The organism is Brevundimonas sp. BAL450 (assembly GCF_015767455.1).
GTDB classification, from domain to species: Bacteria; Pseudomonadota; Alphaproteobacteria; order Caulobacterales; family Caulobacteraceae; genus Brevundimonas; species Brevundimonas abyssalis.
Genome location: NZ_JADWOW010000060.1, coordinates 209,110 through 228,427 on the forward strand (window position 1 = coordinate 209,110; position 19,318 = coordinate 228,427).

General features: G+C 68.0%; 18 protein-coding genes and 1 tRNA gene. 15 read left to right on the forward strand and 4 right to left on the reverse strand.

The window, feature by feature from the left end; translation table 11 throughout:
- The first annotated feature begins 178 nt into the window (after nt 1–178).
- Together IWC96_RS13900 and IWC96_RS13905 are read left to right on the forward strand one after the other, a co-directional pair.
- Nucleotides 179–3,019 carry a TonB-dependent receptor gene (locus IWC96_RS13900; protein WP_021696426.1) on the forward strand — a complete coding sequence of 947 codons (2,841 nt, stop codon included), beginning with the start codon at nt 179–181 and terminating at the stop codon, nt 3,017–3,019.
- 238 nt (nt 3,020–3,257) lie between these two features.
- Complete coding sequence (locus tag IWC96_RS13905; protein ID WP_021696427.1) at nt 3,258–4,364, forward strand: sugar kinase; 1,107 nt, start codon at nt 3,258–3,260, stop codon at nt 4,362–4,364.
- A 145-nt stretch (nt 4,365–4,509) separates the two neighbouring features.
- Here IWC96_RS13905 and IWC96_RS13910 read toward each other — a convergent pair whose 3' ends face one another.
- Nucleotides 4,510–4,995: a MarR family winged helix-turn-helix transcriptional regulator gene (locus IWC96_RS13910; RefSeq protein WP_021696428.1), complete on the reverse strand. Its 486-nt coding sequence runs from the start codon at nt 4,993–4,995 to the stop codon at nt 4,510–4,512.
- A gap of 76 nt (nt 4,996–5,071) precedes the next feature.
- On the opposite strand from IWC96_RS13910, the gene IWC96_RS13915 reads away from it, so the two are divergent.
- Genes IWC96_RS13915 through IWC96_RS13935 form a run of 5 tightly spaced genes read left to right on the forward strand, consistent with a single transcriptional unit; the run spans nt 5,072 to nt 11,276 of the window.
- Nucleotides 5,072–6,847 carry an N-acetylglutaminylglutamine amidotransferase gene (locus IWC96_RS13915; protein WP_045318734.1) on the forward strand — a complete coding sequence of 592 codons (1,776 nt, stop codon included), beginning with the start codon at nt 5,072–5,074 and terminating at the stop codon, nt 6,845–6,847.
- On the forward strand, nt 6,837–8,615 hold the full coding sequence (gene ngg / locus IWC96_RS13920) for an N-acetylglutaminylglutamine synthetase (RefSeq protein ID WP_021696430.1): 1,779 nt from the start codon (nt 6,837–6,839) through the stop codon (nt 8,613–8,615). The genes IWC96_RS13915 and ngg overlap by 11 nt, the downstream gene beginning before the upstream one ends.
- A gap of 28 nt (nt 8,616–8,643) precedes the next feature.
- Nucleotides 8,644–9,804: an osmoprotectant NAGGN system M42 family peptidase gene (locus IWC96_RS13925; protein WP_277905831.1), complete on the forward strand. Its 1,161-nt coding sequence runs from the start codon at nt 8,644–8,646 to the stop codon at nt 9,802–9,804.
- 56 nt (nt 9,805–9,860) lie between these two features.
- On the forward strand, nt 9,861–10,064 hold the full coding sequence (locus IWC96_RS13930; protein WP_021696432.1) for a hypothetical protein: 204 nt from the start codon (nt 9,861–9,863) through the stop codon (nt 10,062–10,064).
- A 24-nt stretch (nt 10,065–10,088) separates the two neighbouring features.
- The gene (locus tag IWC96_RS13935; RefSeq protein ID WP_021696433.1) at nt 10,089–11,276 is read left to right on the forward strand and encodes an NAD(P)/FAD-dependent oxidoreductase; all 1,188 of its coding nucleotides are present in this window, start codon (nt 10,089–10,091) and stop codon (nt 11,274–11,276) included.
- Nucleotides 11,277–11,279: 3 nt separating this feature from the next.
- Here IWC96_RS13935 and IWC96_RS13940 read toward each other — a convergent pair whose 3' ends face one another.
- Nucleotides 11,280–12,221 (reverse strand): hypothetical protein, encoded by a 942-nt coding sequence (locus IWC96_RS13940; protein WP_021696434.1) that lies wholly within the window; start codon nt 12,219–12,221, stop codon nt 11,280–11,282.
- Nucleotides 12,222–12,500: 279 nt separating this feature from the next.
- On the opposite strand from IWC96_RS13940, the gene IWC96_RS13945 reads away from it, so the two are divergent.
- Nucleotides 12,501–12,863: a zf-TFIIB domain-containing protein gene (locus IWC96_RS13945; RefSeq protein WP_196839111.1), complete on the forward strand. Its 363-nt coding sequence runs from the start codon at nt 12,501–12,503 to the stop codon at nt 12,861–12,863.
- A gap of 66 nt (nt 12,864–12,929) precedes the next feature.
- Here the strand turns inward: IWC96_RS13945 and IWC96_RS13950 are convergent, their stop codons facing one another.
- A complete protein-coding gene (locus IWC96_RS13950) occupies nt 12,930–14,651 on the reverse strand; it encodes a hypothetical protein (protein WP_196839112.1) in 1,722 nt (573 codons plus the stop codon).
- 192 nt (nt 14,652–14,843) lie between these two features.
- On the opposite strand from IWC96_RS13950, the gene IWC96_RS13955 reads away from it, so the two are divergent.
- The 5 genes from IWC96_RS13955 to IWC96_RS13975 all read left to right on the forward strand — a co-directional run bounded on the left by IWC96_RS13955 (nt 14,844) and on the right by IWC96_RS13975 (nt 18,436).
- On the forward strand, nt 14,844–15,548 hold the full coding sequence (locus tag IWC96_RS13955) for a response regulator transcription factor (RefSeq protein ID WP_021696437.1): 705 nt from the start codon (nt 14,844–14,846) through the stop codon (nt 15,546–15,548).
- Between the two features lie 58 nt (nt 15,549–15,606).
- On the forward strand, nt 15,607–17,181 hold the full coding sequence (locus IWC96_RS13960) for an ATP-binding protein (protein WP_306301979.1): 1,575 nt from the start codon (nt 15,607–15,609) through the stop codon (nt 17,179–17,181).
- The gene (locus IWC96_RS13965; RefSeq protein ID WP_045318747.1) at nt 17,174–17,623 is read left to right on the forward strand and encodes an HPr kinase/phosphorylase; all 450 of its coding nucleotides are present in this window, start codon (nt 17,174–17,176) and stop codon (nt 17,621–17,623) included. The genes IWC96_RS13960 and IWC96_RS13965 overlap by 8 nt, the downstream gene beginning before the upstream one ends.
- Nucleotides 17,624–17,756: 133 nt before the next feature.
- Nucleotides 17,757–18,161 (forward strand): PTS sugar transporter subunit IIA, encoded by a 405-nt coding sequence (locus tag IWC96_RS13970; protein ID WP_021696440.1) that lies wholly within the window; start codon nt 17,757–17,759, stop codon nt 18,159–18,161.
- Nucleotides 18,158–18,436: an HPr family phosphocarrier protein gene (locus IWC96_RS13975; protein ID WP_196839113.1), complete on the forward strand. Its 279-nt coding sequence runs from the start codon at nt 18,158–18,160 to the stop codon at nt 18,434–18,436. Before IWC96_RS13970 ends, IWC96_RS13975 begins: the two co-directional genes overlap by 4 nt.
- A 46-nt stretch (nt 18,437–18,482) precedes the next feature.
- Here the strand turns inward: IWC96_RS13975 and IWC96_RS13980 are convergent.
- Nucleotides 18,483–18,558, reverse strand: a tRNA-Ala gene (locus IWC96_RS13980).
- A 158-nt stretch (nt 18,559–18,716) separates the two neighbouring features.
- On the opposite strand from IWC96_RS13980, the gene IWC96_RS13985 reads away from it, so the two are divergent.
- Together IWC96_RS13985 and IWC96_RS13990 are read left to right on the forward strand one after the other, a co-directional pair.
- Nucleotides 18,717–19,025 carry a YggT family protein gene (locus IWC96_RS13985; protein ID WP_021696442.1) on the forward strand — a complete coding sequence of 103 codons (309 nt, stop codon included), beginning with the start codon at nt 18,717–18,719 and terminating at the stop codon, nt 19,023–19,025.
- Complete coding sequence (locus IWC96_RS13990; RefSeq protein ID WP_021696443.1) at nt 19,025–19,306, forward strand: DUF167 family protein; 282 nt, start codon at nt 19,025–19,027, stop codon at nt 19,304–19,306. The genes IWC96_RS13985 and IWC96_RS13990 overlap by 1 nt, the downstream gene beginning before the upstream one ends.
- The last annotated feature ends 12 nt before the right edge of the window (nt 19,307–19,318 follow it).

Consider the following 19,318-nt stretch of genomic DNA (forward strand, 5'->3'; position numbering starts at 1 on the left):
CCTTGAACGCCGCACTTGCGCCGCATTCGGTTTTGGAGTTAGTGTCCCGCATTGATACCGGTGTCAGAAATGCTCCGCGCATCCATGACACCGGTGTCAAACGATCAAGTCAAATGACCGGGGGGCGATGATCCTTCCGGCGGTGGCCCGAAAAGGCCGTACATGGGAGGAGGATTGGATGACCCATAACCATCCGCGCCGCCGCGCGCACAACATCGGGGTGTCTCTGGGCGCCATGACCGTGGCTCTGATGACCGCCGGGGCCGCCATGGCCCAGGAAGGGCCCGAAGCGACCGAAGTCGAAGAAATCGTCGTCACCGGCTTCCGCGCCAGTCTGGCCAATGCGCTGAACATCAAGCGCAACGAGGCCGGTGTCGTGGACGCCATCAGCGCCGAGGACATCGCCGATTTCCCGGACAGCAATCTGGCCGAATCGATCCAGCGGATTCCCGGCGTATCCATCGACCGTGACGCGGGCGAAGGCCGCTCGCTGACGGTCCGTGGCCTGAGCTCGGAATTCACCCGCACCCGCATCAACGGCATCGAGGCCCAGGCGACCACGGGCGCCACGGACTCCTCGGGCGGCGTCAACCGCGGCCGGGGCTTCGATTTCAACGTCTTCGCCTCCGAGCTGTTCAACAACATCACGGTCCGCAAGACCGCCGCCGCCGAGACCGAAGAAGGCTCTCTGGGCGCCACGGTGGATCTGCGCACCAGCCGCCCGTTCGATTATCCCGGCTTCACCGCCGGCGGTTCGCTGCAGTACGGCTACAACGACATGGCCGAGGACTGGGCCCCGCGCGGCGCATTCCTGGTCAGCAACACCTGGATGGACGGCCAGGTCGGCGCCCTGCTGTCGGTGGCCTACAGCGAGCGCAGCCTGTTCGAAGAAGGCTTCAGCTCGGTGCGTTGGGGTCCGGCCAGCGGCGACAACGGCTTCGCCAACCCGGAAGCTCTTCCGGGCGGGGCGGCCAATGCGCCGAATCTGTTCCACCCGCGGATCCCGCGCTACGGCCGCCTGGTCCACGAACAGGAGCGCACCGGCGCCACCCTGTCGTTGCAGGCGCGTCCCGGTCACGGCCCCACGACCTTCACCTATGACCTGCTCTACTCGAACCTGGACTCCACCCGTCAGGAGAATTTCCTTGAGGCGTGGTCGCTCAGCCGGAATGCCTCCCAGGGCGGCAAGCCGGAAGTGGTCATCGTCGATGCGGTCGCCGAGGGCGCCGAGCTGGTCTACCTTGAGCTCGACAACATGGACATGCGGACCGAGCAGCGCTTCGACCGCCTGAACACCGAGTTCACCCAGCACACCTTCAACATCGACCACGATTTCAGCGACACCTTCCGCATGAACGTGCTCGTGGGACGCTCGGAATCGGTCTTCGACAACGGCGAGCAGACCACGGTCATCATCGACCGCCAGAACACCGACGGCTATTCGATCGACTTCCGTGGCAATCGCAACCTGCCGCTGATCAACTATGGCTTCGATGTCACCGATCCCAACGCCTGGACCATCGTCGGTCCGTCGGGCGTGGCGCCGCGCTCGGAAATCCGGATGAATCCGAACGGGCAGACCAACGTCTTCGATACGGCCCAGATGAACTTCACTTGGGACATCAACCCCACCTTCACCCTGCGCACCGGCGTCCACTACAAGAACTTCGACTCCGAGGGCTGGGGTCTGCGCCGCGCCGCGTCCAACGACACCATGCCGGAACTGCCGGCCGGCGTGTCCATGGCCGACCTGACCATGCTGCTGACGGGTTTCGGCGGCAACCTCGACCTGCCCACGGGCAACGCCACGTCCTGGATCGTGCCGGACCTGCAGGCCTTCGCCGAGCTGTTCAATATCTACTGCAACTGCGACACCGGCGTGCCGGGCGGCGACTTCCGCCTGACGGGCCTGAGCAACTCGCGTGCCTTGGGCAACTTCCGCAATGTCACCGAAGAGGCCCGCGGCGCCTATGTCCAGCTGGACTGGGACAGCTTCATCGGCTCCATGCCGTTCCGCGGCAACGTCGGCGTGCGCCATGTGCGCACCGATGTGGAGGCCACAGGCTATTCCACCTCGTCCGGCGCCACGCCGATCACGGGTGAGAACACCTACGACGACACCCTGCCGTCCCTGAATATGGCCATCGAGCCGATGCAGGATGTGATCGTCCGCTTCGGCGCCGCCCAGGTGATGTCGCGTCCGCCGGTCGGCAGCCTGATCCCGGTGTTCAATCTCAGCGCCGACGGGGCGCCGAACCCCAGCGCCAGCCTGGGCAACGTGGACCTGGAGCCTTATCGGGCCGACACCTTCGACCTGAGTGTTGAGTGGTATTTCGCCCCGGAATCGCTGCTGTCGTTCGCCTTCTTCTACAAGGACATCTCGTCCTTCGTGCAGACGACCCAGCAGACCCTGACCTACGCCGAACTGACCGCCCTGAATCCGACGGCTTTCCCGGCCGGAGCGCGTCCTGCGGGTCTGGAGCACGTGTTCTCCACCCCGACCAATACGGCCGGCGGCCCGCTGTCAGGCTTCGAAATCAGCTACCAGCAGCCGTTCTACTTCCTGCCGGGACCGCTGGAGAACCTGGGCACGATCCTGAACTACACCTTCGTGGAGTCCGAGATCGACTACTGCCAGAGCTCGGCGTGCACGGCCATCGTGAGCGAGGACCTGGTCAACCTGTCACCGGAAGCCTGGAACGCCACGCTCTACTATGACGACGGCCGCTTCAACGCCCGGGTTTCCGCCGCTTATCGCGACGGCTACTTCCAGCAGATCCCTGCCGGCAACGCTGGCGGCCTGGGCATCGTGGCCATCGGCAAGTCCGAGAGCCTGACCTGGGACGCCTCGGCGTCGTATGAAGTGACCGAGAACATCGTGGTCACCTTCGAAGGGTTGAACCTGACCGACGAGCCGAACCGTCAATGGCACGGCGAAGTGGGCGGGGGCCGCGACAGCGCCTATGTCTATCACCAGACCGGTCGTCAGTTTTACGCGGGCGTCCGCTACCGGTTCTGATCGAACAACTTCCTGAGCAGACTGGGCGTCGGACCTTCGGGTCCGGCGCCCTCTTTTTTGCGTTGACACCGGTGTCATAATCCAGTTTCCTACCCTCAACGAGAGCCCCGCTCGAACGGCGGCTTCGCAGGGACGGTTGAAGACTCCGAACCACGCCTGTGCTGAATGCACCCGATGGGCGCCGCCCGGCGCGCCTGTCGCATCCTGACGGCCGGGCCCGAAACACGAGGGACCCGCCGTGGCCGAGAACATCCTGAACATCCGCCCCGCCAGCGAGACGCGCTGGGACTGCGCGTCGTTCGGCGAGGTCATGCTGCGCTTCGATCCCGGCTTCGGCCGCGTGCGCAACGCCCGCACCTTCCAGGTCTGGGAAGGCGGCGGCGAGTACAATGTGGCCCGCGCCATGCGCAAATGCTGGGGCAAGCGCTCCACCGTCGTCACCGCCCTGCCCGTCAACGACCTGGGCTGGCTGGTGGAGGACTGCATCATGCAGGGCGGCGTGGACATGAGCCATGTGGTCTGGCGCGAGTTCGACGGTCTGGGCCGCAACACCCGCGTCGGCCTGAACTTCACCGAAAAGGGCTTCGGCGTCCGCCCGGCCCTGGGCTGCTCCGACCGGGGCCATTCGGCGGCCTCGCAGATCCGCCCCGGCGAAGTGAACTGGGAAAAGCTGTTCGGCGAGGAAGGCGTGCGCTGGTTCCACACCGGCGGCATCTTCGCGGCCCTGGGCTCCAACACCGCCGAGGCGGTGATCGAGGCGGTGGAGATCGCCCGCAAGCACGGCACCATCGTGTCCTATGACCTGAACTACCGCCCCTCCCTGTGGAAGTCGCAGGGCGGCAAGGAGGGGGCCCGGAAGATCAACCGCAACATCGCCCAGTATGTGGATGTGATGATCGGCAACGAGGAGGACTTCACCGCCTGCCTCGGCTTCGAGGTCGAGGGTCTGGACGAGCACATTTCCTCCATCGACCCGGCCAATTTCAAGAAGATGATCCAGACGGCGGTGAAGGAATTCCCCAATTTCAAGGTGGCCGCCACCACCCTGCGCAACGCCAAGACCGCCAGCGTCAACGACTGGTCCGCCATCATCTATGCAGGCGGCGAGTTCTATGAATCCATGATACGCGAGGATCTGGAGATCTACGACCGCGTCGGCGGCGGCGACGGCTTCGCCTCCGGGCTCGCCTACGGCTTCATGGAGGGCAAGGGTCCCCAGGCGGCGGTGGACTACGGCGCGGCCCACGGCGCCCTGGCCATGACCACCCCCGGCGACACCTCCATGGTCAAGGCCGCCGAGGTCGAGGCGGTGATGAAGGGCAAGGGGGCCCGCGTCATCCGCTGATCTTCTTTCCCGAAACCCGCCCGCGCATCGTCCTCTCCCAAGGCGCGCGGGCGGCGCCGGAACCGGTCCTTTGTCCTCCCCGAAGGCCGGTCGCCCCGACGCCCGCTCTCCGTCACCCGGGGGGCGGGCGTTGTTGCATTCAGCTTCAGTCTGTCCGCGGCGTGGCCATGTGCGCCGTCATCATCTCCGCAAGGTCGGCCATGGCGTCCAGCAGCACGTCGCGCCGGTCCGGCGGCAGGGCGGCGAAGGCGTCCTCGAATCCCCGGCTGAGCAGACCCGGCGCCTGGCCCAGCGCCGCCTGCCCCGACGGCGTCAGGCGGGTGTGCACCACCCGCCGGTCCACCTCCGAGCGATAGCGTTCGATCAGCCCCTTGGCCTCGAGCTTGTCCATCACCGCGACCACCGTGGCGGGGGACATTGAGGCCTCTCTGGAAACCGCCTGCGTCGTCACCTGACCCAGCGTCCTGATCGACTGCATGACGATCAATTGGGGGATGGTCAGGCCGCTGGTGCGGGCGATCTCGCGGGACCGCACCTCGATGGCCTGGGCGATCCGACGCATCGATTTCAGCACAGCCGCGTTGGGGTCTGCGTTCCGGGAATTCTGCGGCGTATCGGTCAGCTTGACCATGCGGGTTGAAATCCTTTGTGTGCAAACTATTTGTGCACACTGTTTCTACAATGCAAGACGACCTCTGGGGGTGCCCATGTGCGGCCTGAATGGCGAGATCAATTTCGACGGCAAGCCGGCTGACGCCGGCGCCCTGCAGCGCATGTGCGACGCCCTGGCCCCGCGCGGGCCCGATGGATCCGGCGTGGTGCTGCGCGGCAACGTGGGCCTCGGCCACCGCCGCCTGAAGATCATCGACCTGTCCGAAAAGGCGCAGCAGCCCATGGTCGATTCCGACCTGGGCCTGTCCATCGCCTTCAACGGCTGCATCTACAACTACCCTGAACTGCGTGGCGAGCTGGAGGCCGCGGGCCACCGGTTCTTCTCCCACGGCGACACCGAGGTGATCCTCAAGGCCTGGCGCCAGTGGGGCATCGAATGCGTGGACCGCTTCAAGGGCATGTTCGCCTTCGTGATCCACGAGCGGGATACGGGCCGGGTGGTGATCGCCCGCGACCGCTTCGGCATCAAGCCGCTGTATCTGGCGGAAAAGGGCAAGCGCCTGCGCTTCGCCTCGACCCTGCCCGCCCTGCTCGCGGCGGGCGACGTGGACACCGCCATCGATCCGGTGGGCCTGCACCACTACATGACCTTCCACGCGGTGGTCCCGCCGCCGCACACCATCATCAAGGGCGTGACCAAATTCCCGCCGGCCACCATCCGGGTGATCGAGCCGGACGGCACGTCCAGGGACCGCCTGTACTGGACCCCGGTGCTGGAGCGCGGCCCGGGCGACGCCGAACGCTCCGCCGAGGAGTGGCGCGATCTGGTGCTGGACAGCCTGCGCACCGCCGTGAAGCGCCGCATGGTGGCGGACGTGCCGGTGGGCGTGCTGCTGTCGGGCGGGGTGGATTCCAGCGTCATCGTCGGCCTGCTGGCCGAAATGGGTCAGAAAGACCTGATGACCTTCTCCGTCGGCTTCGAGGAGGCCCACGGCGAGAAGGGCGACGAGTTCGTCTATTCCGACCTGATCGCGAAGCATTTCGGCACGAAGCACCACAAGATCTTCGTGCCCCACGACCGGCTGCTGGACGCCCTGCCGGGCGCCATCGGCGCCATGTCCGAGCCCATGGTCAGCTACGACAATGTGGGCTTCTACCTGCTGAGCCAGGAAGTCTCGAAACACATCAAGGTGGTGCAGTCCGGCCAGGGCGCCGACGAGGTGTTCGGCGGCTATCACTGGTACCCGCCCATGCAGGGCGCGAACGATCCGGTCGACACCTACGCCAGGGCCTTCTTCGACCGCAGCCACGACAAACTGAAGACTCACCTGAACCCCGAATGGATGGCCGACACGGACGTCAGCCGCGCCCTGGTGGAGGAGCACTTCGCGCGCGACGGCGCCGCGACGCCGGTGGATCAGGCCCTGCGGCTGGACAGCCAGGTCATGCTGGTGGACGATCCGGTCAAGCGCGTGGACAACATGACCATGGCTTTCGGCCTGGAGGCGCGGGTGCCGTTCCTGGATCACGAACTGGTCGAGCTGGCCGCCCGCATCCCGCCCGAACACAAGCTCAGCCAGAACGGCAAGGGCGTGCTGAAGGAGGCCGCGCGTCTGGTGGTCCCCCACGAGGTGATCGACCGCAAGAAGGGCTACTTCCCCGTGCCCGCCCTGAAATACATCCAGGGCCCCTATCTGGACATGGTCCGCGACGCCCTGGGCTCGCAGGCGGCGCGGGAGCGCGGCCTGTTCCAGCAGGGCTATCTGGATCAGCTGTTCGACAAGCCCACCGACCACATCACCCCGCTGCAGGGCTCCGAGCTGTGGCAGGTCGCCCTGCTGGAAATGTGGCTGCAGAACCATGGCGTCTGACCCCCGGCCGCGCTTCAAGGGGCACCGCCTCAAGCGCCTTCGCGACGAAGGCCTGAAGCCGGTGGTGGGCGGTCAGGACGGACCGGCCATCACCGAAAACGCCATCCTCGACTGCGGTTGGGGCCGGCTGCTGTTCGCCCAGACCTATCCCGAGGCCGGACCGCTGATTGAGGCCCTGCGCGCCGAGGGGCCGGACCGGCGCGACATCGCCTTCTATGTGCGCAACCCGCACGTCCTGTTGGCCCACGCGCCGCAGGAGGTGTTCCTCGACCCCTCCCACACCTACCGGCTGGACCTGTCGGTGTACCGCGCCGCTCGTCGTCAGCCGCGCGGCTTCACCGTGCGTCGTCTGGCCTCGCAGGCCGACGCCGAGGCCATCAATCGCATCTATGCGGCGCGCAAGATGGTGCAGGCCCGCCCCGACTTTATGTGGTCCCAGCGCGAGGGTTCGGCCCTGACCTATCTGGTGGCCGAGGACAGCACGACCGGTCAGGTCATGGGCACGGTCACGGGCGTGAACCACCAGCGCGCCTTCAATGACCCGGAGAACGGCTCGTCCCTGTGGTGCCTGGCGGTGGACCCGCAGGCCACCCAGCCGGGCATTGGCGAGACGCTGGTGCGCCGGCTGGCCGAGCATTTTCAGGCGCGAGGGCTGGCCTACATGGACCTGTCGGTCATGCACGACAACGAGCAGGCCATCGCCCTGTACGAGAAGCTGGGCTTTCGCCGGGTCTCCTTCTTCGGGGTCAAGCGCAAGAACCCCATCAATGAGTCCCTGTTCACCGGCCCGGCCGCCGACGAGGCGCTGAACCCCTACGCCCGGATCATCGTGGACGAGGCGCGCCGGCGCGGCATCCAGACCGACATCATCGACGCGGAAGGCGGCCTGTTCCGCCTGACCCACGGCGGCCGCTCCATCCGCTGCCGCGAGAGTTTGTCGGAGCTGACCTCGGCGGTGGCCCTCAGCATCTGCGACGACAAACGCATGACCCGCCGCATCGTCGAGCAGGCGGGCGTGGTGGTCCCCGAGCGCATCGACGCCGAGGACCCCGAGGCGACCCGGGCGGCGCTGAAGCGCCTGGGCGCCCTGGTGGTCAAGCCCGCGCGCGGCGAACAGGGCAAGGGCGTGGCGGTGGGCCTCAAGGACATGGACGCCGTCGAAAAGGCCGTCGCCGCCGCCCGCAAGATCTGCGCGGAAGTGCTGATCGAAGAGCATGTCCAGGGCGAGGACCTGCGGCTGGTGGTGATCGACTTCAAGGTTGTGGCCGCCGCCATCCGCCGTCCGCCCCGGGTGGTGGGCGACGGCCGCTCCACCTTCCGCGCCCTGATCGAGCGCCAGAGCCGCCGCCGCGCCGCCGCCACGGGCGGGGAGTCCCGGATCCCGCTGGACGGCGAGACGAAACGCTGCCTCGCTGAGTCGGGCTATCAGCTTGATGACGTCGCCCCCGAAGGACTGGAGGTGGAGGTGCGCAAGGCCGCCAACCTGCATACCGGCGGAACCATCCACGACGTGACCGAAGAGGTTCACCCCGCCCTGATCCGCGCGGCCACGGCGTCGGCGCGGGCCATCGACATCTCGGTCACCGGCATCGATCTGATGGTGAAATCCTGGCGCGAACCGGACTATGCCTTCATCGAGGCCAACGAACGCCCCGGTCTGGCCAATCATGAGCCGCAGCCTACGGCCGAACGCTTCGTGGACCTGTTGTTCCCCCTGTCCATGCCCGCCGCAGCCGCCCGGGTCGCGCGCGCCCCCAAAGACCACTGAACGGAGGCTTCCCCTGGCCCGCCTGACCATCGACACCGAATATCTCATCGACCGCCTTCAACGGTTGCTGGGGATCGCCAGCCCCACCGGCTACACCGACGAGGTGGTCTGGGAGGTGTGCCGCGAGCTGGGCCGGCTGGGCGTGGACTACGAGTTGACCCGCCGCGGCGCCATCCGCGCCCGCATCCCGGGCGACGAGCCCCGGCCCGCCCGGGCCGTGGTCGCCCACGTGGACACCCTCGGCGCCCAGGTGAAGGCGGTGAAGGACAACGGTCGGCTTGAGGTCGTGCCCATCGGCCACTGGTCCTCACGCTTCGCCGAGGGCGCGCGCGGCACGGTGTTTTCGGAAAAGGGCGGCTGGCGCGGCACCATCCTGCCGCTCAAGGCCTCCGGCCACACCTTCAACGAGGAGGTGGACGAGCAGCCCGTCAGCTGGCGCCAGGTGGAGATGCGCATCGACGCCCGGGTTCGAAACCGCCACGACGTGCTCAAGCTGGGCATCGACGTGGGCGACATCATCGCCATCGACCCCCAGCCGGAGTTCCTGGACAACGGCTTCATCGTCTCGCGCCACCTGGACGACAAGGCGGGCGTGGCGGTCATGCTGGCGGCCATGAAGGCCATCATGGAGGACCCGCAGACGCCCACGGTGGACACCTACTGGCTGTTCACCATCGCCGAGGAGGTGGGCTCCGGCGCCTCGTCGGTGCTGGTGCCCGACGTGGCCTCCATGATCACCGTGGACAACGGCACCACGGCGCCGGGCCAGAACTCCGACGAGTTCGGCGTCACCATCGCCATGGCCGACCAGACCGGCCCGTTCGACTTCCATCTGACCCGCAAGCTGGTGAAGCTGGCGCGTGAGGAGGACATCCGCTTCCAGAAGGACGTGTTCCGCTACTACCGCTCGGATTCCGCCTCGGCGCTGGAGGCGGGGGCCGACATCCGCACTGCCCTGGTCACCTTCGGCGTGGACGCCAGCCACGGCTATGAGCGCATCCATGTGCACGCCCTGCGCTCGCTGGCCGAGCTGCTGACCGCCTATGTGCTGAGCCCGGTGGAGATCGAGCGGGACGCCAGCCCCATGGCCGGGGTCGAGGGCTTCACCCATCAGGACCACAAGGAAGCCCACGAAAGGGCCGGTCGCGAAAAACCGGCGCCCGAGCGGGACGACCGCGAGCCTCGTTGACGGAACAGGGCCGCTTCGCCGTCCGTTGCCCTTTCACACCCTGAAAGGAAACCGACATGCTGACTTGGGAACTGATCTTTCCGCTGGGCGCCCTGGCCCTGGGCGTGATGCTCGCGGTGATGCTGTGGCGCAACAAGCACCGCAACAAGCGCGTGGACGCCGTCACCCAGGCCGCGACCCGCGAGGAATACGACCACCCGGATCGCTACGACAACAAGACTCACGACCAGTTCGAGGCCGAGGCCGACCGTCGCAAATAGGCGCCGCCCTGCTATAGGGCGCGGATGAAGACCGAAGAGTTCGATGTCCTGATCGTCGGCGCGGGCGCCGCGGGCATGATGTGCGCCATTGAGGCGGGCAAGCGCGGGCGTCGCGTTCTGATCGTCGACCATGCCTCCGCCCCGGGCGAGAAGATCCGCATCTCCGGCGGCGGACGCTGCAATTTCACCAACCTGGGGACGGGTCCGGCCAATTTCCTGTCGGAGAACCCCCGCTTCGCCACCTCGGCCCTGCGCCGCTACAGCCAGCACGACTTCATCGCCCTGATGAATCGCCACGGCGTCGCCTGGCATGAGAAGACCCTCGGGCAGCTGTTCTGCGACGACAGCGCAAAGCAGATCATAAGACTGCTGACCGGCGAGATGCGCCAGGCGGGCGCAACCCTGCGGCTGAGCACCGGTGTCGAGGCCGTGGCGCACCAGGGCGACGGTTTCCAGTGCCGCCTCTCGGACGGCGGCACGGTGCGCGCCGCCTCGCTGGTCGCCGCCACCGGCGGCAAGTCGATCCCGAAGATGGGCGCCACCGGCTGGGCCTATGATCTGGCGGCGCAGTTCGGGGTGCGGGTGGTCCCGACCCGCCCGGCGCTGGTGCCCCTGACCTTCGAGCCCGGCCTGCTGGAGCAGCTGAAGCCCCTGGCAGGCATCTCGGTGGACGCCGTGGTGGCCCACGGCCGCACGCGCTTTTCCGAGGGCCTGCTGTTCACCCACCGGGGCCTCTCCGGCCCCTCCATCCTGCAGATCAGCTCCTACTGGCGCGAAGGCGACGAGGTCACGGTCGCCATGGCCCCGGGCGCGGAGGTGTTCGAGACGCTGAAGGCCGCGCGCGCCGAAAACGGCCGCCAGGCCGTGCACACGGCGCTGGGCCGCATCATCCCCGCCCGTCTGGCCGAGAGCATCGCCCTGCGCGAAGGCCTCGCCGGCAATCTGGCCGACCAGCCGGACAAGGCCTTGAGACGGCTGGATCAGGCGGTCAACGCCTGGACCGTCAAGCCGGTGGGCTCCGAGGGCTACCGCACCGCCGAGGTCACCCTGGGCGGGGTCGACACCGCAGCCCTGGACCAGCGAACAATGGCGGTGAAAGCCGTTCCGGGCCTGTATGTCATCGGCGAGGCGGTGGACGTCACCGGCTGGCTGGGCGGCTATAATTTCCAGTGGGCCTGGTCGTCCGGCTGGTGCACGGGCCAGGCCTGCTGAAGATCAGCGCTCCATTCCGACCTGCGGGCCGTCGGCGGTCTCCACCAGCACATAGCGCGGACTGGCTCCCCGGCCCCGGCCGCTGGCCACCGTCACCACCTCGTCCAGGGGCGCGACGCGTATGTCCGCCTCCGGGCGCGACACATACAGTTCAGCCTGCAACAGGCCGTCGGCCTCCAGACCTGTGATGTCCAGTTCCATGGTGGTCAGGGCCGCCAGGGTCTGCTGGAACTCCGCCGTGTCGCGGAACCGACGCTGCACGAAGGTGGCGCCCGCCAGCTTCTCGGTCACCAGACCGCGCTCGGCCATGGCCTCTGCGATGCGGTCATACGGGAACATGCGCAGCACGAACGACACCACCCACGGCTTTCGGTCCGCCGCAGCGTCCACGATCTGGCCCAGGGTGGTTTCTGTGACATAGCCCACCGCTCCGGTGGACAGGATCATGTCGGCCTGGCTCACCACCGCGCGCTGGTCGTCGGTCAGGGCGTTGGTTTCCAGATCGGCGACAATGCCCTGTTCGATCAGGCCCACGGCCTGGGCGTAATCCAGGGCCGGGGCTGAAATATCCAGGCCCAGCCAGCGAGAGGCGTCCATCTCGGGCCATCCGGCCAGAAACATCCGGTCCAGCACGCGCAGCTGATCGGGCGTCAGGGGCATCATCTCGCGCCGGGCGTAGCGCCGGTGCAGGTCCCCAAAGCTCAGGGGTCGCCGGTTGACGGCGGCGTTGACGCCGTAGGAGCAGCCCACGTCCAGCACCGTCGGGTTGTCTCCGCGCAGGGCTGAGCGCGCCCCCATGAGTTGTCGCATAACCGGCGCGGCCAGATCAGGAATCATGTAGTCGAGGCCGCCCAGAACCGTGAAGTACTGGCGTGGATCAGGCTGTATATAGATCGTATCGAAATCAGCCTTGTTCTCATTGATGTCCGAAAACAGATCGTTCACGCGCACCTTTCCACGGCGGGAATACGCCGTGATCTGTAGATAACAATTGAAGTTGTCCGCGAAGGTCTACGCCATGCGGCCTTTCGCTTCAACCAGGGCGTCGGCTTGCGGGACGCCGCCTGCCCGGTCTATGCCTGTCCTCGCGGGACGGGCCCCTCTGGCGCGGTCTTCGGACCACGTGATGTCGGACCGCATCGGGCGCAGCCCGGTGTCGACGGCCTGTTCCTCGTCTCCGGCGCCCTGCGTTCGATCCCCTCCCATGATCTCGCGAGACCGCCCATGCCCCTTCTGATGTGCCCGAACGACAACGCCCCCATGCAGACCGTGGAACGCTCCGGCGTCCAGTTCGACATGTGCCCCACCTGCCGGGGCGTATGGCTGGACCGGGGAGAGCTCGAAAAGCTGATGCAGGCCGCCGTCGACGCCGCCCCGGCGCCCTCCGCCCCTCAGGCGCCTTCGCCCCAGGCTCCCTGGTCCCAGCCCGCGCCGCGCCAGGCGCCCCCGCCGGTGCAGCAGCATGGCTACGGCGAGCGCGGGGAATACGGCGAGCGTGGCGAAAGGGGGGAGTACGGCGAACGCGGCGAATACGGCCACGGCGGACATCGCCGCAAGCGCCCCAGCATCTTCGACATCTTCGACTAAGGCCGATCGGCATCGGTGGATCGCTTCGCGACTCCACCGATGCCGTGAATCAGGCGCCTGTTTGAACTAGGCGGCGAGGCCGGCCGCCTTCATCAGCGGCCGCAGCGGCGCCAGCGCCTCGGGCTCGGCCGACAGGGCGGCCCGGGCGTCGGGCGTCTTGAAGATGCGGATGGCCTCTGCGCGCGCCCGCTCGGCCACAGGGCCGAACGGCGCCGTCTCGCCGCTCGCCAGCTTCAGGAGCACGGACAGTCGCCGCACCGGCGGCAGGGGCGACTTCGCCACCTGGGCGACGAGCCTCGCATCCGCCTCCACCAGCCCGGCCACGGCGCCGATGCGGCCGCTGATCTCGGCCTCATCCTTTTCGCCCAGGGCGGCGGCGCGGACCCCCTTCTGAAGGACGGCGAGGGCGGCCAGACGCTGGGCGGCCAGATTCGGCGGTCCGCCGCGCTGTTCGGTCTCGAACCTCAGGGCGCCGACGCAGGCTGACAGCCAGCGGCCGGCGGCCCGCTTGTTGGCCGCGCCGGTGACGTTTTCGCACAGCCGCACCAGGGCTGCGGCCTCGTCGACGGCCGATTTGCAGCTGGCGGCGTAGGTGCCGACGAAATCGGCGGTGACAAGGGCCTTGGACCGCTGGACGAAGGCGTCCTGAACCTCCTCCAGCGACAGCAGCCTGCCGGTGGTGGCCGTCAGGGCCATGGCCAGGGTCCGCAGGATGTCGATCTCGCCGGGGGCGTCGCCGGGCCGCAGACGCCGGGACCCCTTGAGCTCGCGGATCACCTCGCGCGCCATGGCGGCGGCCAGCAGGCGGAACTCCCCGGCGGCCAGACGACGGCCAAGGCGTTCGGCCGGGCCGTCCACGGGCGGCACATGGGCGGCCAGGCGCGGCTCCATGCGGATCAGCATTTCCATTTCATTGGGCGCCACCATGCGCACGATGGCGGCGAGGTTCCCGCCCAGGTCCAGGGAGGGGCCCAGAATTTCGGCCCGACGCGGCGGCGCGGCGAACAGCTCGCACAGGATCTGTTCGACCGCCACCAGCACCATGGCGCGCGGCGCGCCCTCGGCCGGGGCGGCGTCCACCAGATCCATCATCCGCTCAAGGCGCGCGCGGCCGCCCGTGACGTCCTTCAGCGCGCCGCACACGGCGCCGCCCATCAGGAAGCCGCGGTCAGCGTGGCCCTCCAGCTTGATCGCCAGGTCCGCGACCGACGTCCCGGGCTCGTCCAGGTCCGCGAACAGTTTCTTGCGTCCCGCATCAATGATCCGCTCGGTCGTGGCCTGGATCAGCTTCTGATAGTGTCGGATCAGGTCGTGAACCGGCAGTCCGGTGGCCTGGCTTTCAGGCACAGCCACCTTCTGGACGGCGTGCTGCAGCTCCACCCCGGAGGCCTCCAGAACCTCCGTCAGATCGGGCCGGTGCAGCAGTTCGAATGGGGTCACCTGGCGCCGCTTCAGCCAGTCCTCCAGCACCCGGCCGATGACCTCGCGCGCATGCGGTGCGTAAAGATCCTGCGGAGTCATGCAGTTGGACGGCTGATCGTCCTGACGCACGATGCGTTTCTGTTTCACCTCGGGCGCGCCCAGGGTCAGCACCGTGACGCTCTGGAACTCCATGGACTCCGGGTCCAGGGTCTCCTTGGTCACGCGCACGGCGGCGGCGCGCTTGTCCGCGAGCAGGTCCTCGGCCGTCTCGACGGCCTGTTTGCGATTCTCAGTCGCCTGCAGCAGGCTCCAGGAATCCGCAGGCGTCTTGCGGATATAGATTTCGTAGTGGACCGGTCCGGCCATTCTAGCCTCGGAAAGTGCGTTTCTTCGCCATCATGCGGCCAAGCCTTTAAGGTCGCGTGAAACTGCGGCGGCGAAATTCACGGGCCCCGGAAACGAACGGTTACGCTTGCCGAGCGTTCAGGGGTGTCAAGTTTCGCCGCGCCGCACTATCTGTGACCTGAAGGCGCGTTTCGGAACGCATGAGGAGACACCATGGCCAACATCACCCTGGTCGATGACGACGAGAACATCGTCGCGTCCGTTTCGATGGCGCTGGAAAGCCACGGCCACAAGGTGACCGCCTATCACGACGGCGCCACGGGCCTGGACGCGCTGGAATCCAGCCCGCCCGACCTGGCCATTCTGGACGTGAAGATGCCGCGCATGGACGGCATGGAGGTGCTGCGCCGCCTGCGCCAGACCTCGACCCTGCCGGTCATCATCCTGACGTCCAAGGACGAGGAGATCGACGAGATCCTAGGCTTCAACCTCGGCGCGGACGACTACATCCACAAGCCGTTCAGCCAGCGGCTGCTGATTGAGCGGGTCAAGGCCCTGCTGCGCCGCGTCGGCGCCGACGCCGAGGACGCGGAAGCGGGCGGCGACGTCTCGGGCCGCGCCATCAAGCGCGGCAAGCTGAGCATGGACCCGGCCCGCCATGAATGCACCTGGGAGGGCCGTCCCGTGAAGCTGACGGTCACCGAGTTCCTGCTGCTTCAGGCCCTGGCCCAGCGCCCCGGCTTCGTGAAGAGCCGCGACAACCTCATGGACGCCGCCTACGACGATCAGGTCTATGTGGACGACCGGACCATCGACAGCCACGTCAAGCGGATGCGAAAGAAGTTCCGCGTGGTCGATCCCGAGTTCGACGCAATCGAGACCCTGTATGGCGTCGGATACCGATACAGAGAAAGCTGACCGTTCGCAGGGCGCGGCCTCGCTATGGGCCGCGCGGTGGCGAACCCTGAGGCTGCGCATGGTCGGATCGCGGCTGGGCGCCCTGATCCTGGCGCTGAACCTGCTCAGCCTGCTGATCCTGTTCGTCGGCGCCCTGTTGCTGAACGAGTGGCGCCGCAACCTGATCGAGGCGCGCCTCGAATCCCTGACGTCCCAGGCCGAGCTGCTGGCCAATGTGCTGGGCGAACTGGGCATCACGCGCGGCGAACCCACGCCCTATCTGGACGATTTGGCCGCCTCCCAGTGGCTGCGGGACAATTTCATTCCCCGTGGCCAGCGGGTGCGGCTGTACGATCAGAACGGCTGGCTGCTCATCGACAGCTACACCGTCACCGAACAGATCCCGGGCGAGCCGCTGGATCCCGCCCTTCCGGCCGGCGCGGCGGCCCCCGCGCCCCCTGATCCCGTAAGGGAGAACGCCCGGATCGAGCGCGCGCGGGAGGAATTGAGCGGCGAGGTCGAGCGCGCCCTGGCCGGCGAACCCCAGACCAGCATTCGACGGGCCGAGACCGGTGAGCGCGTGGTGTCGGTGTCCCTGCCCGTCCGCCATGTGCGCGATGTGCTGGGCGTCCTGACGCTGGAGGCCGGCGATGTGGACGAAACCTTGGACGCCCAGCGCCGCGCCCTGATGCCCTTCGCCTTCGTGGCCCTGGCGGTGTCCCTTCTGACGTCCCTTCTGATCCACCTGTTCGTGGCCCGGCCGATCCTGCGGCTGTCGGCGGCGGCGGATCAGGTGCGCCTGCAGAGGGCGCGGGCCATCTCCCTGCCCGACCTGGAGGAGCGCAAGGACGAGATCGGCGACCTGGCCCGGTCGCTGGAGACCATGACCGCCACCCTGTCGGACCGCATGGACGCCATCGAGCGCTTCGCCGCCGACGTCAGCCACGAGATCAAGAACCCCCTGACCTCCATCCGTTCGGCGCTCGAGACCCTGGAGCTGGTCAAGGCGCCCGAGGACAAGGCCCGCCTGACCGCCCTGCTGCAGCAGGACGTGAGCCGGCTGGACCGCCTGATCACGGACATCTCCAACGCCTCGCGCCTGGACGCGGAGCTGTCGCGGGACCGCCCGCGCCCGGTGAACCTGTCGAAACTGCTGGGCGACATCGCAGCGGTCTATGTGGCCACCCAGCGGCCCGGCGACGTCACGGTGCGGTTCACCGACGCTCTGGAGGGCGCCGCCCAGGTCACGGGCCGCGAGGGGCCGCTGGGCCAGGTGTTCCGCAACCTGATCGACAACGCCCGTTCGTTCAGCCCGCCTGATCACGCCGTGCAGGTCAGCCTGGACGGCCAGGGCGACCGCGTCAGGGTGCGGGTCGAGGACGACGGCCCCGGCGTTCCGCCCGACAATCTGGAGACCGTGTTCCAGCGCTTCTACACCGCGCGGCCCAAGGGCGCGGCCTTCGGCGGCAACTCCGGCCTGGGCCTGTCCATCGCCCGACAGATCATCGAGGCCCACGGCGGGACCATCCACGCCGAGAACCGCACGGACGACGCCGGCGCCGTCAAGGGGGCGTGCTTCGTGGTCACATTGCCGCGCGCCAGACCCGGATCGAAGGCCAGGACCCGGCCCGTCGCTGATGACGCCGATGGCTGAATTGGCCCACGCCTGCGCCGCGGCCCTTCGGTTGCCGGACCGGGGCTGGAGCGGCGTTCTGCTGACCGGCCCGTCCGGCGCGGGCAAGAGCGACCTTCTGCTGCGCCTCATGGACCACGGCTGGCGGGCCGTGGCGGACGACTACGCCCAGGTCTGGCGCTCTCAGCAGCGCCTCTACGCCCGGGCGCCGGACCGGATCTTCGGCCGCATGGAGATTCGAGGGCTGGGGATCACGCCAATCCCCGCCTTGCCCTTCAGCCGCGTGGATCTGATCGTCCGATGCGTGGACCAGCCGCCCGAACGCCTGCCTGAACCGGCGTTCCAGAGCCTGGCGGACGTGCCCGTGCCGACGATCGACATCCAGGCCCTCAACGCCTCGGCGCCGGCCCGGCTCGCTGTGGCGTTGAGGGCCCTTGGAGCCGGCCGTCCTTTGGCCTATTGAAGCCGGTCTGGCCGCAGACCCTCGGGGCGCGGCCGGTCGACACGGGACCGGACGGTCCGGCGGGGGCGCGAAGTTTCGTGAGGCGTTGCATGGCCACGTCAGCCATCTCTTCATCCGTTTCGGGCGGGTTCGCATGATCGGACTGGTGATCGTCACCCACGGGGGGCTGGCGACGGAATTCCTCTCGGCCATGGAGCATGTGGTGGGGCCCCAGCGCGGGACCGCCGCCATCTGCATCGGCCCCGAGGACGACATGGAGCGCCGCCGTCAGGACATCGTCGACGCCGCCGCAGCGGTGGACGAGGGCGAGGGCGTCATCCTGCTGACCGACATGTTCGGCGGCACCCCCTCCAACCTGGCCATCTCGGTGATGGAGCAGACGAAGGCCGAGGTCATCGCCGGGCTCAACCTGCCCATGCTGATCAAGCTGGCCAGCGTCCGTCAGCGCGAAAGCCTTGAGGCCTGCGTGGCCCATGCCCAGGACGCGGGCCGCAAATACATCGCCGTGGCGTCCTGGGTGCTGGCGGGCGAGAAATGAGCGAGACGGCCGCTGTCACCGTCGACATCTGCAACGCGCGCGGCCTGCACGCCCGCGCCTCGGCCAAATTCGTCAAGCTGGCCTCCGGCTTCCAGTCCGAGGTCAAGGTGACCCGCGAGGGCGTCACCGTGGACGCCCGCTCCATCATGGGCCTGCTGATGCTGGGCGCGGGCCAGGGCTGCCCCATCGAGATCGCCGCCGAAGGCCCCGACGCCGCCGAAGCCGTCGCCGCCCTCAGCGACCTGGTCGGCTGCCGCTTCGAGGAAGAGCAGTAGGGCGGGCCTCGCGCCGGCCGCCCTCTTCATCTGATCGGGAAACGCCTGGTGGAGCCGAGGGGAGTCGAACCCCTGACCTCGTCATTGCGAACGACGCGCTCTACCAACTGAGCTACGGCCCCGTGCCGGGGTTCCAGGCGAGGGCGCGACATAGGCGGGGCGGCCCTGCGGTGTCAATAGAATCCCGAGTCCCCCCACCCGGATCGCCGGAAGGGTTTGGCGCGGGCGGCGAAGACCGCTAGAAGCGCCTCGACAACCCCTTGGGAGATTTGGGCGCGGCATGGCCGGTTTCATCTGTTTCATCGTCGGCGCGGTGCTGACGCTGCTGTTCTGGGCGATCATCATCAGCGCCATCATGAGCTGGCTGTTCGCCTTCGACGTGATCAACTACCGCAACCGCTTCGTGGCCCAGGTCGCGGGCTTCCTCGATCAGGTGACCGGGCCGCTGCTGGCGCCCCTGCGCCGGGTGATCCCGCCCCTGGGCGGCATCGATGTGACGCCGATCATCGTGCTGCTGGTCCTGCGCGGGGCGCAGCTCTATCTGCTGCCGCCCTTCTGCAGGCTGCTGTACGACGTCCTGCCCTTCTGATGACGCGGCTGACCGTGCGGCTCACCCCGCGCGGCGGCGCCGACTGCATCGACGGCTGGGAGACCGACGCCGGGGGCCGCCCCGTGCTCAAGGTGCGGGTGCGCGCCGCGCCCACGGACGGCCAGGCCAACGCCGGCCTGCTCGTCCTGATCGCCCGGACGCTGAAGATTCCCAAATCCGACGTGGCCCTCGCCCGCGGCGCCTCGGCCCGCGTCAAGACGCTTGAGATCACAGGCCTTTCCGAAGCCGAAATCCGCGCGCGGCTGGATTTGGACGGCTGAGGCGGCGATTGG

What these genes read in the sequence shown, in the direction of transcription:
- IWC96_RS13960 (WP_306301979.1), top strand. Translation starts at nt 15,607, where the DNA reads ATGGTCGGATCGCGGCTGGGCGCCCTGATCCTGGCGCTGAACCTGCTC.
- IWC96_RS13915 (WP_045318734.1), top strand. Translation starts at nt 5,072, where the DNA reads ATGTGCGGCCTGAATGGCGAGATCAATTTCGACGGCAAGCCGGCTGAC.
- IWC96_RS13900 (WP_021696426.1), top strand. Translation starts at nt 179, where the DNA reads ATGACCCATAACCATCCGCGCCGCCGCGCGCACAACATCGGGGTGTCT.
- ngg (WP_021696430.1), top strand. Translation starts at nt 6,837, where the DNA reads ATGGCGTCTGACCCCCGGCCGCGCTTCAAGGGGCACCGCCTCAAGCGC.
- IWC96_RS13975 (WP_196839113.1), top strand. Translation starts at nt 18,158, where the DNA reads ATGAGCGAGACGGCCGCTGTCACCGTCGACATCTGCAACGCGCGCGGC.
- IWC96_RS13950 (WP_196839112.1), bottom strand. Translation starts at nt 14,651, where the DNA reads ATGGCCGGACCGGTCCACTACGAAATCTATATCCGCAAGACGCCTGCG.
- IWC96_RS13910 (WP_021696428.1), bottom strand. Translation starts at nt 4,995, where the DNA reads ATGGTCAAGCTGACCGATACGCCGCAGAATTCCCGGAACGCAGACCCC.
- IWC96_RS13965 (WP_045318747.1), top strand. Translation starts at nt 17,174, where the DNA reads ATGGCTGAATTGGCCCACGCCTGCGCCGCGGCCCTTCGGTTGCCGGAC.
- IWC96_RS13970 (WP_021696440.1), top strand. Translation starts at nt 17,757, where the DNA reads ATGATCGGACTGGTGATCGTCACCCACGGGGGGCTGGCGACGGAATTC.
- IWC96_RS13930 (WP_021696432.1), top strand. Translation starts at nt 9,861, where the DNA reads ATGCTGACTTGGGAACTGATCTTTCCGCTGGGCGCCCTGGCCCTGGGC.
- IWC96_RS13935 (WP_021696433.1), top strand. Translation starts at nt 10,089, where the DNA reads ATGAAGACCGAAGAGTTCGATGTCCTGATCGTCGGCGCGGGCGCCGCG.
- IWC96_RS13985 (WP_021696442.1), top strand. Translation starts at nt 18,717, where the DNA reads ATGGCCGGTTTCATCTGTTTCATCGTCGGCGCGGTGCTGACGCTGCTG.
- IWC96_RS13945 (WP_196839111.1), top strand. Translation starts at nt 12,501, where the DNA reads ATGCCCCTTCTGATGTGCCCGAACGACAACGCCCCCATGCAGACCGTG.
- IWC96_RS13955 (WP_021696437.1), top strand. Translation starts at nt 14,844, where the DNA reads ATGGCCAACATCACCCTGGTCGATGACGACGAGAACATCGTCGCGTCC.
- IWC96_RS13990 (WP_021696443.1), top strand. Translation starts at nt 19,025, where the DNA reads ATGACGCGGCTGACCGTGCGGCTCACCCCGCGCGGCGGCGCCGACTGC.